19 protein-coding genes and 1 pseudogene are annotated in these 22763 nt (G+C 65.4%); 10 read left to right on the plus strand and 10 right to left on the minus strand.

Features of this window, described 5'->3' with window-relative positions; genetic code table 11:
- Positions 1-221: 221 nt before the first annotated feature.
- From ACRQ5Q_RS02230 to ACRQ5Q_RS02245, 4 genes and pseudogenes are all read left to right on the plus strand, one after another.
- Positions 222-362: a hypothetical protein gene (locus ACRQ5Q_RS02230; protein WP_439395817.1), complete on the plus strand. Its 141-nt coding sequence runs from the start codon at positions 222-224 to the stop codon at positions 360-362.
- 279 nt (positions 363-641) lie between these two features.
- Positions 642-755 (plus strand): annotated as a pseudogene (locus ACRQ5Q_RS02235) (ABC transporter permease); the annotation flags it as partial.
- Positions 752-2488 (plus strand): L-arabinonate dehydratase, encoded by a 1737-nt coding sequence (gene araD / locus ACRQ5Q_RS02240; protein WP_439395818.1) that lies wholly within the window; start codon positions 752-754, stop codon positions 2486-2488. The pseudogene ACRQ5Q_RS02235 and the gene araD, both read left to right, overlap by 4 nt.
- 122 nt (positions 2489-2610) lie before the next feature.
- Positions 2611-3330 carry a ribonuclease activity regulator RraA gene (locus tag ACRQ5Q_RS02245; protein WP_439372484.1) on the plus strand — a complete coding sequence of 240 codons (720 nt, stop codon included), beginning with the start codon at positions 2611-2613 and terminating at the stop codon, positions 3328-3330.
- Between the two features lie 156 nt (positions 3331-3486).
- On the opposite strand, the gene ACRQ5Q_RS02250 is transcribed toward ACRQ5Q_RS02245, so the two are convergent.
- The 4 genes from ACRQ5Q_RS02250 to ACRQ5Q_RS02265 all read right to left on the minus strand — a co-directional run bounded on the left by ACRQ5Q_RS02250 (position 3487) and on the right by ACRQ5Q_RS02265 (position 9708).
- Complete coding sequence (locus ACRQ5Q_RS02250; protein ID WP_439395820.1) at positions 3487-5586, minus strand: S9 family peptidase; 2100 nt, start codon at positions 5584-5586, stop codon at positions 3487-3489.
- Between the two features lie 229 nt (positions 5587-5815).
- Complete coding sequence (locus ACRQ5Q_RS02255) at positions 5816-7003, minus strand: pyridoxal-phosphate-dependent aminotransferase family protein (protein ID WP_439395822.1); 1188 nt, start codon at positions 7001-7003, stop codon at positions 5816-5818.
- A gap of 105 nt (positions 7004-7108) precedes the next feature.
- A complete protein-coding gene (locus tag ACRQ5Q_RS02260; RefSeq protein WP_439372487.1) occupies positions 7109-7831 on the minus strand; it encodes a thermonuclease family protein in 723 nt (240 codons plus the stop codon).
- Between the two features lie 149 nt (positions 7832-7980).
- The gene (locus ACRQ5Q_RS02265; RefSeq protein ID WP_439395824.1) at positions 7981-9708 is read right to left on the minus strand and encodes a hypothetical protein; all 1728 of its coding nucleotides are present in this window, start codon (positions 9706-9708) and stop codon (positions 7981-7983) included.
- A gap of 422 nt (positions 9709-10130) precedes the next feature.
- Between ACRQ5Q_RS02265 and ACRQ5Q_RS02270 the strand changes: the two genes are divergently transcribed.
- A complete protein-coding gene (locus tag ACRQ5Q_RS02270; RefSeq protein ID WP_439395826.1) occupies positions 10131-10982 on the plus strand; it encodes a caspase family protein in 852 nt (283 codons plus the stop codon).
- 612 nt (positions 10983-11594) lie between these two features.
- Positions 11595-12974 (plus strand): group II intron reverse transcriptase/maturase, encoded by a 1380-nt coding sequence (ltrA, locus tag ACRQ5Q_RS02275; RefSeq protein ID WP_439368145.1) that lies wholly within the window; start codon positions 11595-11597, stop codon positions 12972-12974.
- Positions 12975-13019: 45 nt separating this feature from the next.
- On the opposite strand, the gene ACRQ5Q_RS02280 is transcribed toward ltrA, so the two are convergent.
- From ACRQ5Q_RS02280 to ACRQ5Q_RS02295, 4 genes are all read right to left on the minus strand, one after another.
- Entirely contained in the window at positions 13020-13910 is an 891-nt protein-coding gene (locus ACRQ5Q_RS02280) for an efflux RND transporter periplasmic adaptor subunit (RefSeq protein WP_439395828.1), read from the minus strand.
- Positions 13911-14097: 187 nt separating this feature from the next.
- Positions 14098-14268, minus strand: coding sequence for a hypothetical protein (locus tag ACRQ5Q_RS02285; protein ID WP_439395830.1), 171 nt, complete (start codon positions 14266-14268; stop codon positions 14098-14100).
- A 68-nt stretch (positions 14269-14336) separates the two neighbouring features.
- The gene (locus ACRQ5Q_RS02290) at positions 14337-15461 is read right to left on the minus strand and encodes a lactonase family protein (protein WP_439395831.1); all 1125 of its coding nucleotides are present in this window, start codon (positions 15459-15461) and stop codon (positions 14337-14339) included.
- Between the two features lie 123 nt (positions 15462-15584).
- Positions 15585-15722 (minus strand): hypothetical protein, encoded by a 138-nt coding sequence (locus tag ACRQ5Q_RS02295; protein WP_439395833.1) that lies wholly within the window; start codon positions 15720-15722, stop codon positions 15585-15587.
- Between the two features lie 145 nt (positions 15723-15867).
- Between ACRQ5Q_RS02295 and ACRQ5Q_RS02300 the strand changes: the two genes are divergently transcribed.
- From ACRQ5Q_RS02300 to ACRQ5Q_RS02310, 3 genes are all read left to right on the plus strand, one after another.
- Positions 15868-16044 carry a hypothetical protein gene (locus ACRQ5Q_RS02300; protein ID WP_439372493.1) on the plus strand — a complete coding sequence of 59 codons (177 nt, stop codon included), beginning with the start codon at positions 15868-15870 and terminating at the stop codon, positions 16042-16044.
- An 85-nt stretch (positions 16045-16129) separates the two neighbouring features.
- On the plus strand, positions 16130-16252 hold the full coding sequence (locus tag ACRQ5Q_RS02305; protein WP_271580850.1) for a hypothetical protein: 123 nt from the start codon (positions 16130-16132) through the stop codon (positions 16250-16252).
- Positions 16253-16404: 152 nt separating this feature from the next.
- Positions 16405-18504 (plus strand): methyl-accepting chemotaxis protein, encoded by a 2100-nt coding sequence (locus ACRQ5Q_RS02310; RefSeq protein WP_439395835.1) that lies wholly within the window; start codon positions 16405-16407, stop codon positions 18502-18504.
- A 92-nt stretch (positions 18505-18596) separates the two neighbouring features.
- On the opposite strand, the gene ACRQ5Q_RS02315 is transcribed toward ACRQ5Q_RS02310, so the two are convergent.
- The gene (locus ACRQ5Q_RS02315; RefSeq protein ID WP_439372495.1) at positions 18597-18956 is read right to left on the minus strand and encodes a hypothetical protein; all 360 of its coding nucleotides are present in this window, start codon (positions 18954-18956) and stop codon (positions 18597-18599) included.
- Between the two features lie 363 nt (positions 18957-19319).
- Between ACRQ5Q_RS02315 and ACRQ5Q_RS02320 the strand changes: the two genes are divergently transcribed.
- Positions 19320-19835, plus strand: coding sequence for a Spy/CpxP family protein refolding chaperone (locus tag ACRQ5Q_RS02320; protein WP_439372496.1), 516 nt, complete (start codon positions 19320-19322; stop codon positions 19833-19835).
- Positions 19836-20035: 200 nt separating this feature from the next.
- Here ACRQ5Q_RS02320 and ACRQ5Q_RS02325 read toward each other — a convergent pair whose 3' ends face one another.
- Entirely contained in the window at positions 20036-22699 is a 2664-nt protein-coding gene (locus tag ACRQ5Q_RS02325; protein ID WP_439395836.1) for a bifunctional diguanylate cyclase/phosphodiesterase, read from the minus strand.
- Positions 22700-22763: the final 64 nt, after the last annotated feature.

Raw genomic sequence — 22763 nt, forward strand, 5'->3', positions numbered from 1 at the left:
CCAGCGACCTCAAATCACAAATGCGAAATTGTTGCGCGGATTCTGGCTGCGCCGCAAGCGCCTCGCGTTTGCTCCGACTGCCTTTCCTGCCACCCCGGAGAGACCATGCCTCGCAGATCATACGCACTCTTGCGTGCATATGAGGCGGAACCTCGGACAAGGCCGAGTTCGCGCCCTTCACCCCGTCGGCTATCCGGCGGGAGATCTCGCAGAACGTCCAGATGGCGGCATCGGGAACGCAGACGCTGGCAACCAGCATCGGTGCCGTCTCCGGCGCCATTGCAGAAACCAACCGCTCGCCCGACGACGTGATGGGGGCCGCGAACCAGGTATCGGGCGTGGCCGAACGCCTCGCCACCTAGGCCCGGGCCATCTCTCAGGCTGTGCACCGGTCCGGTGGACCGGCGCGACGGCGACGATGCCGATGATCGCGGCCGGAAAGGCGACTGCGTGGTTTAACGCAGAGCAGCATTAAGCCACCGGCCGCGGGCTCGTTCGAACCTCTCCCGCTTGCGGGAGAGGTCGCGCCGAAGGCGCGGGTGAGAGCTGTCTCCTCGTGGGGAGTCTCACTGCGGAAGCGCACCCTCTCTCCAACCCTCTCCCTCAAGCGGGAGAGGGAGCCCACGTCTGCCGTCTCGCTCAAGGCGGTCTTCGCCGGGCTCTTGACGGTGATCATCATCGGGCTCTTTGTCGAGAACCTGATCTTCCGCGCAATCGAGCGGAACACCGTCCAGAAATGGGGCACGCAGTCATGACCAAGAAGAAAACACCCGATCAGCTCCGCAGCGCTCGCTGGTTCGCGCCCGACGATCTCCGCTCGTTCGGCCATCGCTCCCGCACCATGCAGATGGGCTACGCGCCCGAGGAGTGGAAGGACCGCCCGATCATCGCGATCCTCAACACCTGGTCGGACGCCCAGCCCTGCCACATGCACTTCAAGTCGCGCGTCGACGATGTCAAGCGCGGCATCCTGATGGCCGGCGGCCTGCCCCTGGAATTGCCGGCGCTGTCGCTGTCGGAATCGCTGCTCAAGCCCACCACCATGCTCTATCGCAATTTGCTCGCGATGGACGCCGAAGAGCTGCTGCGCAGCCATCCCGTCGACGGTGTCGTGCTGATGGGCGGCTGCGACAAGACCACGCCGGCGCTGCTGTTGGGCGCGACCTCGATGAACATCCCGGCGATCTACCTGCCGGCAGGTCCCATGCTGCGCGGCAACTGGAGGGGCAAGACGCTCGGCTCCGGGTCCGACGGCTGGAAGTACTGGGACGAGCGCCGCGCCGGAAAGATCTCGGAAAAAGACTGGCTCGACATCGAAGCCGGCATCGCCCGCAGCTACGGCACCTGCATGACCATGGGCACGGCTTCCACCATGACCGCGATTGCTGAGGCGATCGGCATGACCCTGCCCGGCGCCTCCTCGATTCCGGCTGCCGACGCGAACCACATCCGCATGGCCTCTGAATGCGGCCGCCGCATCGTCGAGATGGTCTGGGAGGATCTGACGCCGAAGGTGATCCAGACCCGAAAAGCCTTTGAGAACGCGATTGCGGTCGCGATGGCGATGGGCTGCTCCACCAATGCGATCATTCATCTCATCGCGCAGGCCCGCCGCGCCGGGCAGGACATCGGGCTCGACGATTTCGAGATCGCCAGCCGCAAGGTGCCTGTCATTGCCAACGTGCGGCCGAGCGGCGATGCCTATCTTATGGAGGACTTCTTCTATGCCGGCGGCCTGCCGGCGCTGATGGGGCAGATCAAACAGCATCTGCATCTCGACTGCGTCACGGTAACAGGCAAGACGCTGGGCGAGAACATCGACGGTGCCGAAGTGCACAATGCCGACGTGATCCGCTCGGTCGACAATCCCATCTACAAGGAAGGCGCGCTCGCGGTGCTCAAGGGCAATCTCGCGCCTGACGGCTGCGTCATCAAGCCGAGTGCCTGCGCGCCGCGCTTCCTCAAGCATACCGGGCCGGCGCTGGTGTTCGACGACTATCCTTCGATGAAGAAGGCGGTCGACGATCCCGATCTCGACGTCACCGAGGATCACATTCTGATCCTGCGCAATGCCGGGCCGCAAGGTGGCCCGGGCATGCCGGAATGGGGCATGCTGCCGATCCCGACAAAACTCGTGAAGCAGGGCGTGCGCGACATGGTGCGCATCTCGGACGCGCGCATGAGCGGCACCAGCTACGGCGCCTGCATCCTGCACGTCTCGCCCGAATCCTACATCGGCGGCCCGCTGGCGTTGGTGCAGAACGGCGACCGCATCACCCTCGACGTCGCAGCCCGCACCATCAATCTCGATGTGCCCGAGGCAGAGCTCGAAAAGCGCCGCGTCGCCTGGAAGCAGCCCGAGCGCCGCTTCGAGCGCGGCTATGGCTGGATGTTCACCAAGCACATCAAGCAGGCCAATGACGGCTGCGACTTCGACTTCCTGGAGACGGATTTCGGCGCGCCGATTGGCGAGCCGTCGATTTACTAGCAACCTGTCATTCCGGGGCGCCGCGAAGCGTCGAGCCCGGAATCCATAACCACGATCGGGAGTATGGATTCCGGGCCCATCGCTTCGCGATGCCCCGGAATGACGAGAAAAGAGAGCACTACATGTCAAAACTTTCCGAAGCCACCCGCAACAAGCTCAAGTCCGTCTCCACCGCCACGGTCGCCACCGCGCTGTTCAAGCGCGGCCTGCGCATCCAGATGATCCAGGATGTGCATCCCGTCGGCCCCGGCCAGCCGACCATGGTCGGCGAGGCCTTTACGCTGCGCTACATGCCGGCGCGCGAGGACCTCAACACCATCGACGTCTTCAAGGACCGCTCGCATCCGCAGCGCAAGGCGGTGGAGGATTGCCCGCCTGGCGCGGTGCTGGTGATGGACAGCCGCAAGGATGCGCGTGCGGCCTCGGCCGGCGCGATCCTGGTGACGCGGCTGATGAAGCGCGGCGTTGCCGGCGTCGTCACCGACGGCGGCTTTCGCGATTCCGCCGAGATCGCCAGGCTCGGCATTCCCGCCTACCATCATCGCCCGAGCGCACCGACCAATTTGACGCTGCACCAGGCGATCGAGATCAACGTCCCGATCGGCTGCGGCGACGCGCCGGTGTTTCCCGGCGACGTCATCCTCGGCGATGCCGACGGCGTCATCGTGATCCCCGCTCATCTCGCCGACGAGATCGCCAGCGAAACCTTCGAGATGACCGCGTTCGAGGACTTCGTCACCGAGGAAGTCGGCAAGGGCCGCAGCATTTTCGGTCTCTATCCGGCGACCGATCCGCAGACGCTCACCGATTTTGCGGCGTGGCGGAAGAGGAACGGGAGGTAGTCACTTCGCCTCCCCGCGTGCGGGGAGAGGCCGGAATGCGCGCTGCAAGCGTGGATTCCGGGCGAGGGGGCTCTCCGCGCAGTCTGTCTCTCACCGTGATTGCGGAGGCAGCCCCTCACCCCGACCTCTCTCCGTAAGAAACGGGGGAGAGGGAGATCAGGCCTCCGCCATTCCCGCCGCCCACAGCGCGAACGCATAGACGATCGCGACTTCATCGAGCCGGTCGAACCGCCCCGACGCGCCGCCATGGCCGGCGCCCATGTTGGTGCGCAGGAGAACCGGGCCGCCGCCTTTCATGGTGGCGCGCAGGCGCGCGATCCATTTGGCGGGCTCCCAATAGGTGACGCGCGGATCGGTCAGGCCGCCCATCGCCAGGATCGCCGGATAGTCCTTCGCCGCGACATTGTCGTAGGGCGAGTAGGACAGGATGGTGCGAAAATCCTTCTCGCTCTCGATCGGGTTGCCCCATTCCGGCCATTCCGGCGGGGTCAGCGGCAGCGTGTCGTCCAGCATGGTGTTGAGCACGTCGACGAACGGCACCTCGGCGACGATGCCGGCGAACAATTCGCCGGCGCGGTTGGCGACCGCGCCCATCAGCATGCCGCCGGCCGAGCCGCCATGGCCGACGATGCGTTTCGCGCCGGTATATTTCGCATCGACCAGCGCGCGGGCGCTGGCGGCGAAATCGTCGAACGTGTTGGTCTTCTTCTCGCGCTTGCCGTCGAGATACCAGCCCCAACCCTTGTCGGCGCCGCCCCGGATATGGGCAATGGCGTAGACGAAGCCGCGATCGACCAGCGACAGGCGGTTGGCGTTGAAGGAGGCGGGCATCGCCATGCCGTAGGAGCCGTAGCCGTAGAGCAGCAGCGGCGCCGTACCGTCGAGCTTGAGCCCGCGGCGATGGAGAATCGAGACCGGAACCTCGGCGCCATCATGCGACTTCGCCATGATGCGCGTGGTGACGTAGTCGGCCGCGTTATGGCCTGACGGAATCTCCTGTCGCTTGCGCAGGGTGCGCGTGCGCCTGACCATGTCGTAGTCGTAGACTTCCGACGGCGTCGTCATCGACGAATAGGCAAAGCGCAGATTCGTCGTCTCGAATTCGTAGGAGCCCATCGTATCCAGCGAATAGGCCGCCTCGTCGAAGGCGATGGCGTGCTCTTCCTTGCTCGCGAGATCGCGGATCACGATCGACGGCAGCGCATTGGCGCGCTCCAGCCGCACCAGGTGGCCGGCATAGAGATCGAGATCGATGATGTAGATGCCGGGACGATACGGGATCAGGTCGCGCCAGTTCGCCCGCTCGGGCGAGCCAAGCGGCGCGGTGACGATCTTGAAGTCTATGGCGTCGTCGGCGTTGGTGAGGATGAACAGCTCGTCGCCGCGATCGGCGAGCGAATATTGCACGCCTTCCTCGCGCGCTGCGACGAGGCGCGGCGGCGCTTCGGGATTTGCGAGATCGATCAGCCGCTGCTCGCTCGTCTCGTGGTCGCCGCCCGCGATCACGCAGAACCGGCCGCTGGTGCTCTCGTGCAGATGGGTGAACCAGCCGGCGTCCTGCTCCTCGTAGACCAGCGTATCGTCGGCCTGCCTGGTGCCGAGCTTGTGTCGCCACACTTGCATCGGCCGGTGATTGTCGTCGAGCTTCACATAGAAGAAGCTCTTGCAGTCGGCGGCCCAGACCACCCCACCGTCGGTCTCCTCGACGAGATCGTCGAGATCCTTGCCCGTGGCCCAGTCGCGCACGCGGATCGAGAAATATTCCGACCCCTTGGTGTCCGCGCTCCAGGCCTGCAGCTTGTGATCGTACGAGTGCCGGCTGCCGCCGAACTTGAAATATTTGTGGTCTTTTGCGAGCGCATCGCCGTCGAGCACGATCTCGCCCTCACCGCCGTCGCGCGGCATGCGGCCGAACAATTCGTGCTGCCCGCCTTCGCGGAACCTGCGGAAATAGGCAAACGGCCCGTCCGGCGACGGCACGCTGGAATCGTCCTCCTTGATTCGTCCGCGCATCTCGCCGACCAGCGTCTTCTGCAGCGCCGCGGTCTGGCCGAGCAGGCTCTCGGTGTAGACGTTCTCCTCGTCCAGATATTTGCGGATGTCCGGATCGAGGACCTTGGGGTCGCGCAGAACCTCTTGCCACTTCGCGTCCTTCAGCCAGGCATAATCGTCGGTCACGGTGATGCCGTGCCGCGTGAAGGAATGCGGCCGGCGCGGGGCGACGGGGGGCTTCGAAGGTGTGTTGGCTTGTGTCACTCGGTCCTCGTTCAGGTACGTGTCGCGGCGTCGCCCTTCTTCACCTCTCCCCGCCTGCGCCCCCTTGCGGGAGAGGATGGCTCTGCGCGGAGCGGCGAGACGGGTGAGGGTATCTGTCCGCAAGCCCAACTCGCTCTTGCGTTCGCGGAACAACCATCTGGCGCTTCGCGCCACCTTCTCCCACAAGGGGAGAAGGAAGAATAAGCGAGGCCTTCGCAGAGACCGCGCCTTACGCCGCCACCTCCTCACCGAGATACGCGACCGCTGCTTCCAGTCCGCCCTTGCCGTGCGGGATCTTCAGCGCATTCAATCCGATCTCGATCACGCCGAGCGTGCCGAGCAGCATCGGCGCATTCACATGGCCCATATGGGCGATGCGGAAGGCCTGTCCGGAGAGGTCGCCGATGCCGGTGCCGAGCACGACGCCGCACTTGTCCTTGCAATAGCGTTGCAGCACTGCGGGATCATGGCCGTTGTTCATGGTCACCGTGGTCACGGTGTTGGAGCGCTCGCTCGCCTCCGCAACGTTGAAGCCGAGCACCTGGCCTTCCGACCACATCGCGACCGCGCGGCGCGCGGCTTCGCCGAGCAGGCTGTGGCGGCGGAAGGCGTTTTCCAGCCCTTCCTCGTGCAGCATGTCGATCGCCTTGCGCAGCGCGAACAGCAGATGCACCGGCGCGGTGCCGGCATATTTGCGATAGTTCTCGGTGCCCTCGCGCTCGCTCCAGCTCCAATAGGGCGTCGACAGATCGGCCTTCCTTTGCACCTCGAGCGCGCGCGCATTCGCCGCGACGAAGCCGAGGCCGGGCGGCGTCATCAGGCCCTTCTGCGAGCCGGACATCGCGACGTCGACGCCCCATTTGTCCATCTCGAATGGCATGCAGCCGAGCGAGGCAACGGTGTCGACCATGTAGAGCGCGGGATGGCCGCTCGCCTTGATCGCCTTGCCGATCGCCTCGATGTCGTTCTGCACCCCCGATGCCGTGTCGACCTGGACGACGACGACCGCCTTGATCTTGTGCTCCTTGTCGCGGCGCAGGCGTTCCTCGACCTCGTGCGGCCGCACCGCGCGGCGCCAGTCGCCCTTGAGCACCTCGACCTCGGCGCCCATCAGCGCCGCCGCATTGCCCCAGCCGATCGCGAAGCGGCCGCTCTCCAGCACCAGCACCTTGTCGCCGCACGACAGCACGTTGCTCAGCGCCGCTTCCCAGGCGCCGTGACCGTTGGCGATGTAGATGTAGGACTTGCCCTTGGTCGCAAACAGCTTCGAGATGTCTGCGAGCAGCGTATCGGTCAGCTCGTGCATCTCCCTGGAGTAGATGTCGATCGCCGGACGATGCATCGCCCGCAGCACCTCGTCGGGCATCGTGGTGGGCCCGGGGATGGCCAGAAATTCCCGGCCCGCGCGAACGGTCATTGCTGTCGGTCCTTGTTGCTTGAGAACAGGATGGTGTCGTTGATTCACGCTTTTACGTGGCGCTGGGAGCCAGGAAAAGCCCGGAAAACGCAGGTCTGAACTGGGTTATCTCTTGGTCTCGCGGCAACCGGCGGCTTCAGCCTCTTCCACCGAGCAGAACCAGCGGGTGCCCTTGCTGATCTTCATCTTGATCTGGGTGTACCAGCGGCTGGTCGGCTGGTGATAGATGCACTCCCCGGCGCTGTTCACATTGCCCTTGATGGTGCAGTCGGGCGAGGGCGCGACCGGCCCCGAGGCCGAAGCGAGCAGCACGGCATGCGCGCCCTCCGGCGGCTTGGTGGCGCCCAGGATGGCGGTTTTCTTGTTGCGCACGCGCCAGTCCCAGGGCGCGATGAAGGCGCCCTGCCACATGCCGGCTTTTGCCTCGCGCGCGGCGACTTCATCGGGTTCATAGTCCTTGGAGACGCGGGTGTAGGCCAGTGCCCAGCCGTTGCGCACCAGCCATTTCTGGATGTCCTCGCCGCCGACCTCGCAGCGCGCCACGGTGCGACCGCGCCGGTCGATCGCGCGGGTGTGGCAGACCCAGGTCTTGCCTTCGGTGTATTTGGCGAGCTCCTCGCGCGCCGCCACGCCACAAGTCCAGCGCTCGCTCTTGGTGTTGAGACAGAGCTGGTCGGACGACGGCGCGTCGATGCCGCCGAGCCGGACCCGCGTATTGCCGATCACGACCGAATCGCCGTCGCGGACCTTTGCCGTGCCGGTGATGTCGGCGGCCTGGGCGAGCGACGGGGCGAGCAAGGACAGCGCAATCAGGAATTTTCGCAGCATGCCGGTCCGGTGTTCAGGAAATCTCGATAAGCCGCGCAATTGTGGTCGGCTTTTGGCCGCGCGGCCAGCATCCGCCTAACGGACGGGCTTTCAACTTCCCGTCATTGCGGCTCTCTCTTACCCTTCCCTGGAGCGGGAGGGTAAGATGATCACCCCCGCGCCATCGCCCGCTTCGCCACCGCCAGCCCCATCAGCACGAAGGCCGAGGTTACCTCCGGGCCGCCGACCAGGATCCGCGTCGGCGTCTTCATCTTGTTCCATTCATAGGCGCGGAACGGGCCGCGGCGGCCGCCCTCGCCGATGGCATCGATGATGACGTTCAGCGCCGGTGCGAAGGCACGCGGGTCGGCGCCGAGATGGCCGAGCGCGATCAGCGCCAGTGCGGCGTCGAACACGTTCATCTCCGCGCCCATCAGCTCTCCCTTGACGTAGGTGAGCACGCGGTGGCGGATGAAATCGAAATCGCCGTCCGGATCGATCGCCGCCTGCGCCGCCAGCGGCAGCGCCAGGAACGCCGCATAACAGCGGCCGAAATAGGCGCTGTAGAGCTCGGGCAGATAATAGATGTGCGAGCGCGGATTGGCGAAGGCGCCGCTCGCTGCCAGCCGCTTCTGGAAGCCGATGATCCGCTGCACCGTGGCGAGCCGTGTCGGTGTTTCCAATATTTTCCAGCGCGTCAGGTTGCGGAAGCTCACCTCGAGAATGTCGAGATTGAGCGTCGGATCGAGATCGTTGCCGTAGGGCCGCTCGCCCTTGAGATTGTCGATCCAGGTGGCGACGCCGCCTTCATAGTCGATATTGTCGTTCAGCGGCACGGTGACGCGCGGCGCGTTGACACCCGCACGCACCTGATAGCCGCTGTAGAAGTCGAGCAGCGGCTGGTCGATGATCGCATCAAGGCAGCCGGCCTGCGTCGCCGCGGAGATCGAGCATGCCGTGGTGTCGCAATCCGGCACGTAGACGCCGAAGCCGAGGTCCTGCTTGATCTGGGCGAAGAAGCGGGAAAAGCGCGGATGCGGCGCGGGCGCGAGCGCGGTGATGACGTTGAAGCGCGCGCCGCCCAAGCCCTCGACTTCCTCGCGGCTGATGTTGACGCAGAAATCGACCATGTCGGCGATGGCGCGCTCCGCAGCGATCTTGTCGCCCGGCGAGGCGAGCCCGGTCTCGACATAGCCGAGCAGTGCCTCGATGAAGAACGCATCGTAATAGGCCGAGCGGTGGCGGATCTGCACCGGCTCCCACATCGGCTCGGCGATGCCTTTCCAGGGCGGATTGACCACGGCGCGCGCGTGCGAGCGCGCGATGAAGACGCGGGCGAAGTTGAACAGCAGGGAGGAGTTCTTGTAGCCGCGCGCGTTCAGCCCGGTCAGCGCCATGATCAGCTCGCGGCCGCGGCAATCGGGGTCGCCGATCAGGTTGAAGGCGGCATAGGTCGGCAGGAAGCCGTTTCGGCGGTACGAGCCGAGCAGGTGCTGCGCGCAGTCGCGGATCACGGCGTCGATCTCAGCGGGCTGCGGCATGGTGCCGGTGAACATCGCCGGCGGCGGCTTCGGGTGATCGAGCGCGATGCTGTCGACGAGATCGGCCACGGGCTGGCCGACCGCCGCCCAATCCGGCTCGGCATCATCGCTTGCGCGCGTGAGCGCCTCGCGCAGCCGCGCGAGCCTCGTCTCGTCGCGCAGCTCGGGCAGTCCGGCCCGGCGGAGCAGCATCCGCAGCGCGGGATTGCCCAGCGCGGTCTTATAGAATTTTGCCAGATGCGGATCGCCGCTGGTGCTGGCCGCCAGCACGGGATCGCAGACCTCATAGAGAGAGGGACCGTCCTTCCGCGCCGTCAGCGCCCGGCAGGCGGCGCCGGCAAAATAATGAAAGCTCATGAAATACCTGGTCGCGGGGCCTTGCCCGGAAGCGGGAGCGCGCACGCGTCCGCCCACCACCCCCTGCAAGTCTTTGAAAAGCTACCCGGATTCGCAGGAAAAACAAATGTGATGGACGTCACGGACATAACCGGCCGAGGCCCGCACGATGAGACCCCCGGGAGGGGTACGGGGATGCCATAAACCGAGAAATTCGACCCGGAAAATTAGCAAATAGCTTCAGAGGCTTAGCTCAAATTTTGGACGATCTATTGCCGGCAGGGCGATATCCGGTTAAGGGTTTGTTTGGTGCGGCGCCGCAAATTGCGCGCAATTCGGGGGCGCTCCCCGGCCGATCCCTCAAACCCAAAGACGCCATCGCGCTACTCAAACCAGTGTGCGCGCGCTTGGCCGGTCTTTGGCACTGACAGGAATGAACCGAGATGAATGTAAGGCAGCTCGACATTTCCCGACGCACCATCGCGGCGGCCGCAGCCCTCATCGGCACGGTGTCGCTGGTGATCGGCGCCCATGCTGCCCTCAACATGCGGGCGCTCGATGCCGCCAAGGCCGTTACGACCGACCAGATCACCGGCTCGGTCGGCCAGACCTCGCGTCTCGCCCTCGTCATCGGCAATGGACATTATCCCGACGCCAGCGCGCCGCTGACGCAGTCGATCAACGACGCTCGTGCGCTGTCCTCGGCGCTGCGCAAGAACGGCTTTGACGTCGACATGGTGGAAGACGCGACCAGGGACGACATGGTGCGCGCCGTCAATCGCCTGAAGTCCCGGATCAAGCGCGACACCGTCGTCATGCTGTTCTTCGGCGGCTTCGGCGTGCAGGCGGGGCGCGAGAGCTACATGCTGCCGGTCGATGCCGTGATCTGGAAGGAAAGCGACGTCCGCCGCCACGGCGTCTCCATCGAGGGCGTGCTCGAGATGATGAAGGAGCAGGGCGCCAAGGCCAAGCTCGTCGTCGTCGACGCCTCGCGCCGTAACCCCTATGAGCGCCGCTTCCGTTCCTACAGCCACGGCCTCGCGCCGATCAGCGCGCCCGAAAATGCGCTGATCCTGTCCTCGGCCTCGCCCGGCAAGGTCGTCGACGACGCCAACGGCGAGCACAGCGTGCTGGTCGGCGAGCTGCTCGGCAATCTCAATGCGCAGAGCGGCAGCGCCGAAGCCGTCTTCAACAAGACCCGCGTCGCCATCTCCCGCGCCTCCGAAGGCGGCCAGGTCCCGACCGTGTCGTCCTCGCTGCTCGAGGACGTGCAGTTCGGCGAAGCCGGCGGCTAGTTTTTCTTTCGGCAATCGCAGCTGCCTCTCCACCCTCATTGCGAGGAGCTCTTGCGACGAAGCAATCCAGGATTCCTCCCCGGACAGACTCTGGATTGCTTGTGCGCCAGGCAAGCTGGCGTGGTCCAACCGGTGGAAGTCCGGTCCGGGTAAGCGGTAGCGAGCGCCCGGTAGTGAGTGTTGCGTGGCCGTCGGCAACGGCGGCTGCGAAGCGTACACAACGATGCTGTGGGGTGGGCTATTGAGCCGCGAAAGACAGAAACTCGCAGAGGCCGAGCCGGTAAGCAACGTCGAAGGCAACATGTGCGGCGCCGTTATGCGAGGCGCTGACGCTCTGCCGTGGTCGAAGACCCCATCACGCAGCAAAGGACCGCGTCGGAACCTGGGAGGTCCCGCATCTGACCGATGGCAACATGCCCCCAAGGTCCGCATCGGGAAGGCGAGGAGCCAAAGCCGATGACGAACGGATGCGGGAAGTCGGACGCGGCCGTAGTAGCGTCGAAGCCTGCGAACGAAGCGGAGCGATCCGCGGAGGAGTTGGTGGAGCGAAGGGCCGCGACCAAGGGGAATGCGGACCAGCAAAGCACGCCCCGGACGCCGAGCCGGACAAGCGTGACACAGGCGTTGGAACGCATACGGCGAACTGCAAGGGAAAGGAAGAAGGAGAGGTTCACTGCGCTGCTTCACCACATCACGCCTGAACTGCTCGAGGCGGAGTTCTTCGCGCTGAAGAAGCATGCCGCGCCGGGTGTGGACGGAATGATGTGGCGGGACTACGAGCAAGACCTCAAGGCCAATCTTGAGGACCTGCATGCTCGTGTTCACCGGGGAGCGTACCGGCCGCAGCCGTCGCGGCGGGTCCATATCCCGAAGCAGGATGGGCGGCAGCGACCGCTGGCGATTGCGTCCCTCGAGGACAAGATCGTTCAGCGGGCAACCGCTACGGTGCTCAACGCGATCTACGAGGAGGACTTCCTCGGGTTCTCGTATGGGTTCCGGCCCGGGCGCAGCGCGCACGATGCGATGGATGCGCTGCTGGTCGGAATCGAGAGCCGGCGGGTGAACTTCATTGTTGACGCCGATATCCGCTCGTTCTTCGACATGGTGGACCAGGAATGGCTCATCCGCTTCGTCGAACATCGGACCGGCGACCAGCGTATCATCCGTCTGATCCGCAAATGGCTCAAGGCGGGTGTTCTCGAAGAAGGAACGGTCAGGGTCAGCGAACAGGGGACGGCACAAGGGGCGGTGATCTCGCCGCTGCTTGCCAACATCTACCTGCACTATGCCCTCGATCTGTGGGCCGAACGCTTCAGACGGCGCGAGGCCGCGGGTGACATGATCATCGTGCGCTACGCTGACGACTTCATCGTCGGCTTCGAGCATGAGAATGAGGCCCGGCACTTCCTCGAAGAATTGCGCAAACGGCTGCAGGAGTTCGCGCTGTCACTGCACCCTGAGAAAACCCGGCTGATCGAGTTCGGACGTCATGCGGAGGACAACCGCAGGCGGCGCGGGCTCGGCAAGCCGGAGACCTTCAACTTCCTCGGCTTCACCTTCATCTGCAGCCGATCCAAGCAAGGCAAGTTCCAGATCAGGCGCAAGTCTCGCAAAGACCGCATGCGGGCGAAACTGCAAGCCGTGAAGCAGGGAATGCGACGGCGTATGCACCAGTCGGTGCTCGAACAGGGCAAATGGCTGCGGCAGGTCGTTACCGGGTACTTCAACTACCACGCGGTACCGACCAACAGCCGAGCGCTCAGCGCCTTCCGCTACTTCGTCACCGAACAATGGAGGCGGATGCTTCGGCGCCGCAGCCAGATTGACGGGACCACGTGGCAGCGGGTCGCGCGGCTTGCCTCCGACTTGCTCCCCAAGCCACAAATCCTCCATCCTTGGCCCCGAACACGCTTCACCGCTACTCACCCGAGGTGGGAGCCGTATGCGGGAAAGCCGCACGTACGGATCTGTGCGGGGGGCGCCCAGCAATGAGCGTCCCTACCGCGACCGCTGCGCTCGCAATGACGATCGTGGCTGCTACTTCGCCGCTTCCGCGCTCGCCATCGCCGGGCGCACGGGGTCGCCTTCGCGCAGTAGCGCGCCGGCGCGGGCGACGACGACGTCGCCTTCGTTGAGGCCGTCGCGGACCTCGATATTGCCGCCCGACATCAACCCGATCTCGACGCGCTTGGTCTCGACGCGGTTGCGGCGGATCACCTGCACCACGGTTCCGGCGGACGAATATTGCACGGCGGTGAGCGGCACCGCGACGTTGCAGCTCTGGCCGGTCTTGATCAGCGCGCGCCCGCTCGCGTTCAGCAGCAGCCGCTTCTGCGAGGAGATGCCGATATAGACCATGCCCTGCTGGATGTTCGGCTCGACGGTCGGCCCGATGCGGCGCACCTTGCCTTCGAGGTCGCCGGCGCCGGCGATACGCACGCTCGCCGGCTGATTGACGGCGAGCTTGCGCACGTCGGTGGTCGCGACCAGGCCGACGAGATCGTATTCGCTGCGCGCCACGATGGTGAACAGCGCCTCGCCCCTGGCCGAGGCGAAATTGCCGATCTGGGCGGTGGAGGTGGCGATCACACCGGCCACGGGCGCGGTGACCTGAAGCGTGCCACCTTCGGGCAGCGCGAGGCGCGCCAGCACCTGACCGGCCGTGGTGGTATCGCCGGCTTCCGCCAGCACCTCCGTTACCTTCAGGCCCGGACGTTCGGGCCGCACCGAGCTTTCCTCGCGCGCGACGATGGTGCCGGTGGCCTCGACGATGTCGGAGAAGCAGGATTTTGCGACCTTGAGCACCGTGACCGCCGGCCCCTTGGGCGCATCGTCGTCGGCGGCAGGCGCGCCTTGCACGCCGAGGACGAACACTCCGGCGACGGCGGGAAACAGGCTTCGAACGACGGAACGGGGCAGACGGCGCATTGGAAATTCCACGGGGGCGATGCCTCCAACCGATAGCAGATGGCGGGAGCCCGGACTACGGCAGCGTTGTCTCGGAGCGGGGTGCCACGCCGCCCGGGCTGGCGCGGCAAGTCCTTGATTAGTCGCTGGATTGGGAAACAGGTTCGCTCCCGGCAAGCCGGCCCCCAAGGGTGCCAAAGGGGACAGCTCAGCTCCGGCGCTCGCCGAGCAATCTGCCCGTGGAAGTGTCGATCAGGTGCAGTCGCGTGCAGGCCGGGCACGCCACGGAGACGTGCGTGCGGTCGCCTGGCCCGACCTCGAGCCGATGCTGCACGTTCATGCCGGTCTGCGGGCATTTGAAGAGGATATGGCGGTCCATGACCGCCATATGATGGCAACGCCGGGTCCTGCGAAATTGCGGATGATTACGTAGGTCCGTCGCGGCCCTCACGGCAGGCCCAAAAACTCCACCCAGTTCGGCTTCTTGCCGGTGGGGTAGGATTTCAGCCTGGCGAGCGCGCCGCTGCCCTGGTCGATCGCATAGACGGTCATGCCGTCGGAGAGTTCGCCGACCGCGGCAAGGTAGCGTCCGCCGGGATCGATGTTGAAGCCGCGCGGCTGCTTCTCGGTCAGTACGCTGCCGATCGTGGTCAGCTTCCCGCTAGACGCATCGACCTTGTAAGCGGCGATCGTGTTGGTGGTGCGCTCGGAGGCGTAGAGGAAGCGCCCGTCAGGCGTGATGTGGATGTCGGCGGCCCAGGGTTTTCCGGTGAACCCTTCAGGCAGCGCCGTGGTGCGCTGGATCTCGTCCCACGCGCCGCTCCTGGCCTCATAGGTGAACGCGGCGACATCGCCGTTCAGTTCGTGCAGGAGATACACGAACTTGCCATTGGGGTGGAACACGAAGTGCCGTGGCCCCGATTTTTCCGGCAGCTTGTAAGCCGGCGGATCGCTCGGCGTGAGCGCACCGGTGGTGGGCTCGAACGTAAAGCTCAGCACCTGGTCCGAGCCGAGATTGGTCGCGAACACGAAGCGGTTGTCGGGTGACGGCAGGAAGGCGTGCGCGTTCAGCCCGGTCGGGATCACCTGCGTCGGCGCGGCCACGACGCCGTTCGCTCCGAGCGGATTCACGGCGACCTTGCTGCCGCCATAGGAGGCGCTGAACAGCACCTTGCCGCCGCGGTCGGTGGCGATGTTCGCCATGCTGTCGGCGAGCGGTCCGTTGCCGACATGGCTGAGCTGGCCCGTCTTTTCGTCGATCGAAAAGCTCACCGCCTGGAATGGCTGCGAGCGGACGCCCGCAATCAGCACGCGGTGGTCGGGCGTGATCGCGAGCGGCGTCGAGGAGCCCGGTTTCTCCACCCCGGTGAAGGCGGCGGTCTGCACGGGTGTCATCTCGCCGTTCTCGGCCAGCTTGAACACGCTGATATCGTTGCTGTCGGCATTGCCGACATAGGCAAAAGTCTCGGCCATGCCGGCACGGGCTCCCAAAGTGAGGGCAAGAAAGGTGAGCGTGGTGGCGATCGCAGCGCGAGGTGTTCTGGCTGCGATGCAGCGTGTCGAACTCGACATGGGCGTTCTCCTCGGGACCAAGTGTTGCCGTTTTGCCGGAGAGGATAGCGGGCAGCCCGTTGCCGCACCAAATTCCAATTGAGATTGATCGATACCGGAATTGTATCGGTCGCACCGGTGCGGCTATCGCACCGCCGCCGTCAAATCGCGGGAGGGCAGATGCGGGCCGGCCGGGCGGTCAGGCGGCCCGAGCACGGTCCACACCGCGACCGCGAGCAGGGTGCAGGTCAGAAGCGTCCAGGCGACCAGTCGTTTCTGCATCAGCCCAAATCCCGTCCGTCAAATGCATGCGGCGACGCACGCAGGGACATCGTGCACTGCAACGGACGCCGCTTCTATGAACTCGTTCACAGGCGAGAACAGTGCGGGCGCAGCGAACCAATGCCGCGCACAGGCATTAACGGGCATGCCCCGCGAAAACGATCTCGAAGGCAAGCCCGACATGGGCGGCAAGCATGGCGGTCAGGCCGGCCAGCCGAAGCTGCCGCCGCGCCCGCATGAAGGGCCGCGCGATGAGGATGTCGTGGCAAAGCGCCACACCGGTGAAACCGACCGCCGCTCCCCGCCGACCAAATCAAAATAGCGCCTCGCCCGCGTCAGGAACGGCAGCTTCATCTTGCCGTTACCGTGATCCCGCAGGCGGAGGACGCCAATACGGAGGGTGGAACGTGTTTTGGATTTATTGGGACACCGCCTGGTCGATCATCATCAGCGGCATCATGTTCACGACGATCGTCACGCATCCCGACGCCGAGTTCGTCGAGATCCAGGCGGCCAAGCAGGTGAAATGAGCCGGTCCGGCTTCAGGCTTTCATCTCCGTAGCTCGGCTCGGTATTGGCAGGCATTCCCGTAGGCGGCCGGCGGGAGCGCATTTGGTGAACGGAATCTTAGGGAGCGCCCGGTATTTTTCTTCATCTTTTTGAGAAGAAACCGGCGCTCCCAATGGCATTGTTCGGCAATCCCTCCATTCGTTCCGTTCTCGGCGCCATCATCGGCGTCCTCGGCCTGTTCCTGGTCGGGCAGCTCGCAGCCGGTTTGTTGGGGGCCGTTGAACGCAACGGCGCCGCGCAGAAGGTCGAGCGTTTCGCCAGCACCGACCAGCAGCTGTTTGCGACCCTGCTCGGCTTCCGGCTCGAGCGCGGCACCTTCCTGTCGGCGCTGGTCGCGGACGCGCCGGCCAACGCCAACGCCGATAACCGCATCGCCACCAACCGGCAGTTGTCCGAAGCCGCCTACAAAAGCGTGCTCGAGCGTCTCGATGGCGTAGCCGATCCGCGCCTCGCCGGTGCGCTCGGCAAGCTCGGCGCGATCCATGACGCGCTCGTGCCGCTGCGGCCCAAGGCGGAAGCCGCCATTCACCAGGCCAAGGCGGAGCGTGATCCGAAGGTCGGCGACGAATTTCGCAAGGCCGCGCAGGACTATCTCGACGCGATCCTGGCCCTGACAAGCGAGATCGAGAACGCACTCAAGCTCACCGATCCCGTGGTCGATCATCTGCTCGCCGTCAAGCAGTCGGCCTGGGCCGCGCGCAATTTCGGCGGCCTCGTCGCCATCCGCCTGGAAACTGCGGCCGCGAGCGGCAAACCCTGGAGTGCCGCCGACATGGTCGGCGCCGCCGAGGACACCGGCCGCGCCAAGCAGGCCTGGAGCCAGGTGCTCGACGCAGCCGCGCGCGCCGATGCGCCGGCAAGCCTCACCGACGTCATCGCGCGCTCGAGGCAGGCCGACGCCGCTTCCATGGCCGAGCGCCAGCAGGGCTTCATCAAGGCCCTGAGCAACAACCAGACCATCGACATCAAGATCGAGGATCTGTCGAAGCTCAACACGGCCCTCCTCAATTCCACCGTCGAGGCTGGCCAGGCCGCGCTCGCCGAGATGGTCGCCCGTGCCGGGCAGCAGATGACGTCAGCGAGATGGAGCCTGGCGCTCAATGGCGGCATGATGCTGGTTGCGCTCGCCGTCACGGTGTTCGGCTTCATCCTCGTCAATCGCCGCGTCAGCACGCCGATCCGCAAGATGACGCAGGCCATGCGGCGCCTCGCCGAGCGCGATTATGCGATCGAGCTCGCCGGCATCGAGCGCGGCGACGAGATCGGAGAGATGTCGCGCGCGGTGGCCGTGTTCAGGGAGAACATGATCACCGGTGACCGTCTCGCCGAGGAACAGGCCGCCGAGCAGGCAAAGAAGGAGCGGCGACAGCTCGCCGTCGAACGCCTGATCGAACAGTTCGAGAAGACCGTGACGGAATCGCTGCACACGCTCGCCTCGGCCTCGGGCGAGTTGAACGCCACCGCGCAGTCGATGTCGTCGACCGCCGAGCAGGGTTCGTCCAAGGCCGCTTCGGTCGCAAGCCTCTCGGGCGATGCTTCCTCGAACGTTCAGACGGTGGCCGCCGCCACTGAGGAGCTCTCGGCCTCGATCAGCGAGATCAGCCGTCAGGTCGCCGAATCCTCCAGCATTGCCGGTGCCGCTTCGGCCGAAGCCGACCGCACCAATGCCGAGGTGCAGGCGCTGGCCGATGCCGCGCAGCGCATCGGCGACGTCGTCGCGCTGATCACGGGCATTGCCGAGCAGACCAACCTGCTCGCGCTCAATGCCACCATCGAGGCCGCCCGCGCCGGCGAAGCCGGCCGCGGCTTTGCGGTGGTCGCATCCGAAGTGAAGAACCTCGCCACGCAGACCGCGAAGGCGACCGAGGAGATCACCGGCCAGGTTGCCGCGATCCAGGGCGCGACCCAATCCTCGGTGACCGCGATACGGTCGATCGGCTCCACCATCCAGCGGGTCAACGAGATTGCGGCCGCGATCGCCGCCGCTGTCGAACAGCAGGGCGCCGCGACGCGCGAGATCGCACGCAACGTGCAGCAGGCCTCGCAAGGCACGAGCGAGGTCTCGCGCCACATCTCCGGCGTCTCGCAGGCCGCCGGCCAGACGGGCGCTGCCGCCGGCGAGGTGCTGGATTCCGCAAAAATGCTGGCGCGCCTGTCGGACGATCTCAAGCGCGACGTCGACCGCTTCGTCGGCGACCTCAGGGCGGCGTAGTCAACAGGTCCGTAGGGTGGGTTAGGTCACCTCACCGCAATCGTCGGTGCACCATGAGCGCCACGAACGGCCGCGGCATGCGCGTCCGGGTCTCACGTCATGCTGCCCGGGATGAAGCAGCGGATCATGGCGCGGCCGTTGACGTAGTAGGGCCAGACGAAGGGGCGGCCCGCGCGGTTCGGCTCGTTGATCACGGCATCATCAGGCACGGTGACCCACTGGCCGAGAAGACGCACGCGGTAGTGTCCGTCCAGCGTGTCCCAGTCGACGTCATCCAGCGCGGTGCCGTCGGCGTCGGCGCAGCACGGACCTCCAGCCTTGCTCTTCAGGCTTTCGAACCAGCCCTTGAGCGGAGAATTCGCGTAGCGGCCGTCGTCGCGGGCCTCCGCCGACAGGCCGATCATGGCGATCGCCGCCAGCAGAGGAATCATCCTGAAGGTCACGCTCACCATCTCGCCTCGCTCGATCCGCGCATGCGCGCAACAACGCAGGCGCCAGTCGCCTGCGATGCGTGTGACGTGATGCCGGCTGACGCTCGCCGGCCGAGGTTCCGGCCGGTTCAGCGGAACGATAACTACGATCCGCAGGGTTTGATCCTATTTTCCGGAAAGGGCCGATCGCCGCGCAATTGCAGGTGGAGAGATTGGCCTCACGCCGCCACCGCCTGCTTCGACGGCAGTTGCGTCAGCTTCGTCTTGCTCGGCCTGCGGGACACAATTTCTTCTCCAGGTCCCTTGATTTGAATCAATGTGACATCGCCCTGCCGACCATTCTTAGCGCTGGTGCCTGGGGGCTACTCACCTAGGAGGTCGCCGATGATGAAGATAGTCGTGATCGGAACAGCTGCACTCCTTCTTGCCGCACCGTCGATTGCCAGCGCGCAAGCTCCGTCCCCTTCGACGCCGGAACGGCTCAACGCAGTGGACCGGAATACATTGATCGACATGCGGATCGATTTGACCAAGGCCGCGTTGCAGCTGACACCCGACCAGGAAAAGCTCTGGCCGCCTGTCGAGAGCGCCATTCGTGCCAGAGCGGAGGATCGGAAGGCCCGTGTTGCGAAAATCTCGGAAACCGTGGGTCGACGGGCCGACCAAAATGCCGTCGAAACGATACGCAATCGTGACCCCATCGCCTTCCTGCAACGACGTTCGGAGGCATTGGCTCAACGATCAGCCGATTTGGATAAACTCGCCGAGGCATGGCAGCCACTCTACAAGACCCTCAATCCCGAACAGAGGCAGCGCATGGGGGCCCTCGCGGTCCTCGTCCTTCACGACATGAGCGATGTCGTGGAACGACGTCGTGCGCAGGCCGAGGATGAGGACTGAAGCAGGATGTTGATTCATACAAGCCGCGTGATGGTCTGAACCTGCGCGGCTAACTTTGAGTCTGGGGATGTCCCCTTTGCCAGGGTCGGCATTCCCAGGCCACATGCTGCTCGGTGCTATGTCGCGGCTGGGGCTGGCCGATCGTCTCGGGCGCTACAGGATTTCTCGAAACCTTGCCTTGCCCGAACAACCCTGCTGATCTAGGCCGCCGCCGCCTCCGCCGAGAGAAGCTGCTTCAGCTTCGCCGCCGGCACGGCCGGGCTGAACAGCCAGCCCTGCATCTGGCTGCATCCGAGCTGCCGCAGCACTTCGCGCTGCGCCTCGGTCTCGACGCCTTCGGCGGTCGTCGCCATGCGGCGGGCTGCGGCCATGTGCACCACGGCCTGCACGATCGGCGAGGAATCCTCGGGCTCGCCGATGTCGCTGATGAAGCTGCGGTCGATCTTGATCTTGTCGAAAGGGAAGCGGTGCAGATAGCTCAGCGACGAATAGCCGGTGCCGAAATCGTCGAGCGCGATGCGCACGCCGAGCTCGCGCAGCTGCTGCAGGATCGTCAACGCCTCCTCGTCGTCACGGATCAGCACGGTCTCGGTGATCTCCAGCTCGAGCCGTCCGGGCGCGAGGCCCGACTCGGCGAGCGCGGCTGCCACTTTCAAGGCCAGTGACCGCGACCGGAACTGCACCGGCGAAACGTTGACGGCGACGTGGATATTGCCCGGCCAGCTCGCAGCCTCAAGGCAGGCCTGTCTCAGGACCCATTCGCCGATCTCGCCGATCAGTCCGGTGTCTTCCGCGACCGGAATGAAATCGGCGGGCGAGACCATGCCGCGCTCGGCATGGCGCCAGCGCAAAAGGGCCTCGCAGCCGGTCACGACATTGGCGGTGAGATCGACCAGCGGCTGGTAGTGCACCTCGAACTCGCCGCGCGCGAGCGCCTGGCGCAGATCGAGCTCGAGCTGGCGCCGCCGCCGCGCCCTGGCGTCGTATTCGGGCACGAAGATGCGGCAGGTACCGCGGCCTTCCGATTTCGCCGCGTACATCGCGAGATCGGCGCGCTTGAGCAGATCGTCGAGATTGTCGCCGTGCTCCGGCGCGATCGCGATGCCGATGCTCGCGTCGGTCAAAACTTCCTGGCCCTTGCAGCTCACGGGCGTACGCAACGACGACAGGATCGTGTCCGCCAGCGCCGTCAGCTCGTCCTGATCGCTGGTGCCGGCCTTGACGATGGCGAATTCGTCGCCCCCTAGCCGCGCGACGAGGTCGTTGCCGCTGACGCACGCGCGCAGGCGGTTTGCGACCTGGCGCAGCAGCTCGTCGCCGACCTCGTGTCCCAGCGAGTCGTTGACGCCCTTGAATTCGTCGACGTCGATATAGAGGATCGCGAACGGCCTGCCCTGGGAAAGCTCCGCGACGCGGCGCTCCAGATGGCCGCGCATCAGCACGCGGTTGGGCAGGTCGGTCAGCGCGTCGTAATGCGCCAAATGCGCGATGCGTTCGGCGGCGCGGATGCGCTCGGTGACGTCGTCGTGTGTGGCGAGCCAGCCGCCGGCGGCGCTGGGCTGGTTCTTGATCTCGATCAGGCGGCCGTCAGTGGTCTCGACGATCGCGCTCTGGGTACGGCCGACATTGTCCAGTACGTCGTCACAATAGGCGTCGACGTCGCCGTGGAATGAGCCGGTGTTGTGGCGGTGCTGGATCACGTCGCGGAAATAGGCGCCTGGCTTCACCACGCCGGGGGACAGGCCATACATCTCGACGTAGCGCCGGTTGCAGACGATCAGCCGCTCGTCCTGGTCGAACATCAGGAGGCCCTGCGTCATCGTGTTCATCGCGGTGTCGAGCCGCTGCTTCTCGAGCGAAAGCCTGTGCGTCACCTGGCGGAAGATCAGGAACAGCGTCAGCACGAGCAGGCCGATCGACGTCACGCCAACCGTGACGAAGAATTTCGTCTGCGTGCGCCAGGTGGCGAGTGTCGCGTCCAGCGACCTCGTCGCCACCACGACCAGCGGCTCGCCGGTCAGCAGGCGCGAGGCGACGATGCGGTCCTTGCCGTCGATCGGGCTCGCGAGCTGCGTCGTGACGAAGGTGCGCTCGAACACCGCCATCTGCTCCGGCGCGCCGGTCCGGAAATTCTGGCCGATCATCGCCTCGACATGCGGAATGCGTGCGAGGAGCTGGCCGTTCTGGTGATGCATCGCGATCGAGGAGTCCTCGCCTAGCCCGGTCGAGGCAAAGAAGGATTCGAGCTGTTCGGGGGTGATCGCGCGCGAGACGATGCCGAGGAATTCGCCGTGCGGGCCGGAGACGCGCCGCGCGAATACGATGGCCGGTCCGCTGCCGAACCGTCCGGGCACGACTTCCACCTCTTCCTGCAAGGTGGGATCATTCTTGAGCCGATTGAAATAGCTGCGGTCGGCAACCGAAATGTCGGCGACCGGCCATTGCCGCGACGAATTGATCAGCCGCCCGTTGGCGTCGAACAAATTCGCGCCGGCGACGTCGGACCAGCCGCTGGCCTTGGCGCGCAGCACCTCGTGCATGGCGAGCGTGCCCATCTCGCTGCGGAAGATTCCGGCGGACTCGATGCCGTGGCTTTCGAGCTCCGCGATGATGCTTTTCTGCAGCACCGCGAAATCCGCGAATTCTCGATCGAAGTGACGGGCGAGCAGCCGCACCGCGCTTTCCAGGCCGTCGCGGCCGCTCTCGATTGCGTTCTGCCTAAACCGGTCGACGGTGAGCGCGGTGCCAATGGCGGTCGCGGCCATCAGCACGAAGCCGCCGGCGATCAGCCATGTCAACGGCGCTCTGCGCCAGCGGCGCAGCAGCGCACGCGTCCGCGCGGTCCATCGGATCGATGTGCCCATCCAGCCCTCCCGTGGGATGCAAGATGCAGCAAAACCGACAAGACCGCGTTACCATTGAGGGTTA

The organism is Bradyrhizobium sp. PMVTL-01, from assembly GCF_051861855.1.
Taxonomy (GTDB): Bacteria; Pseudomonadota; Alphaproteobacteria; order Rhizobiales; family Xanthobacteraceae; genus Bradyrhizobium.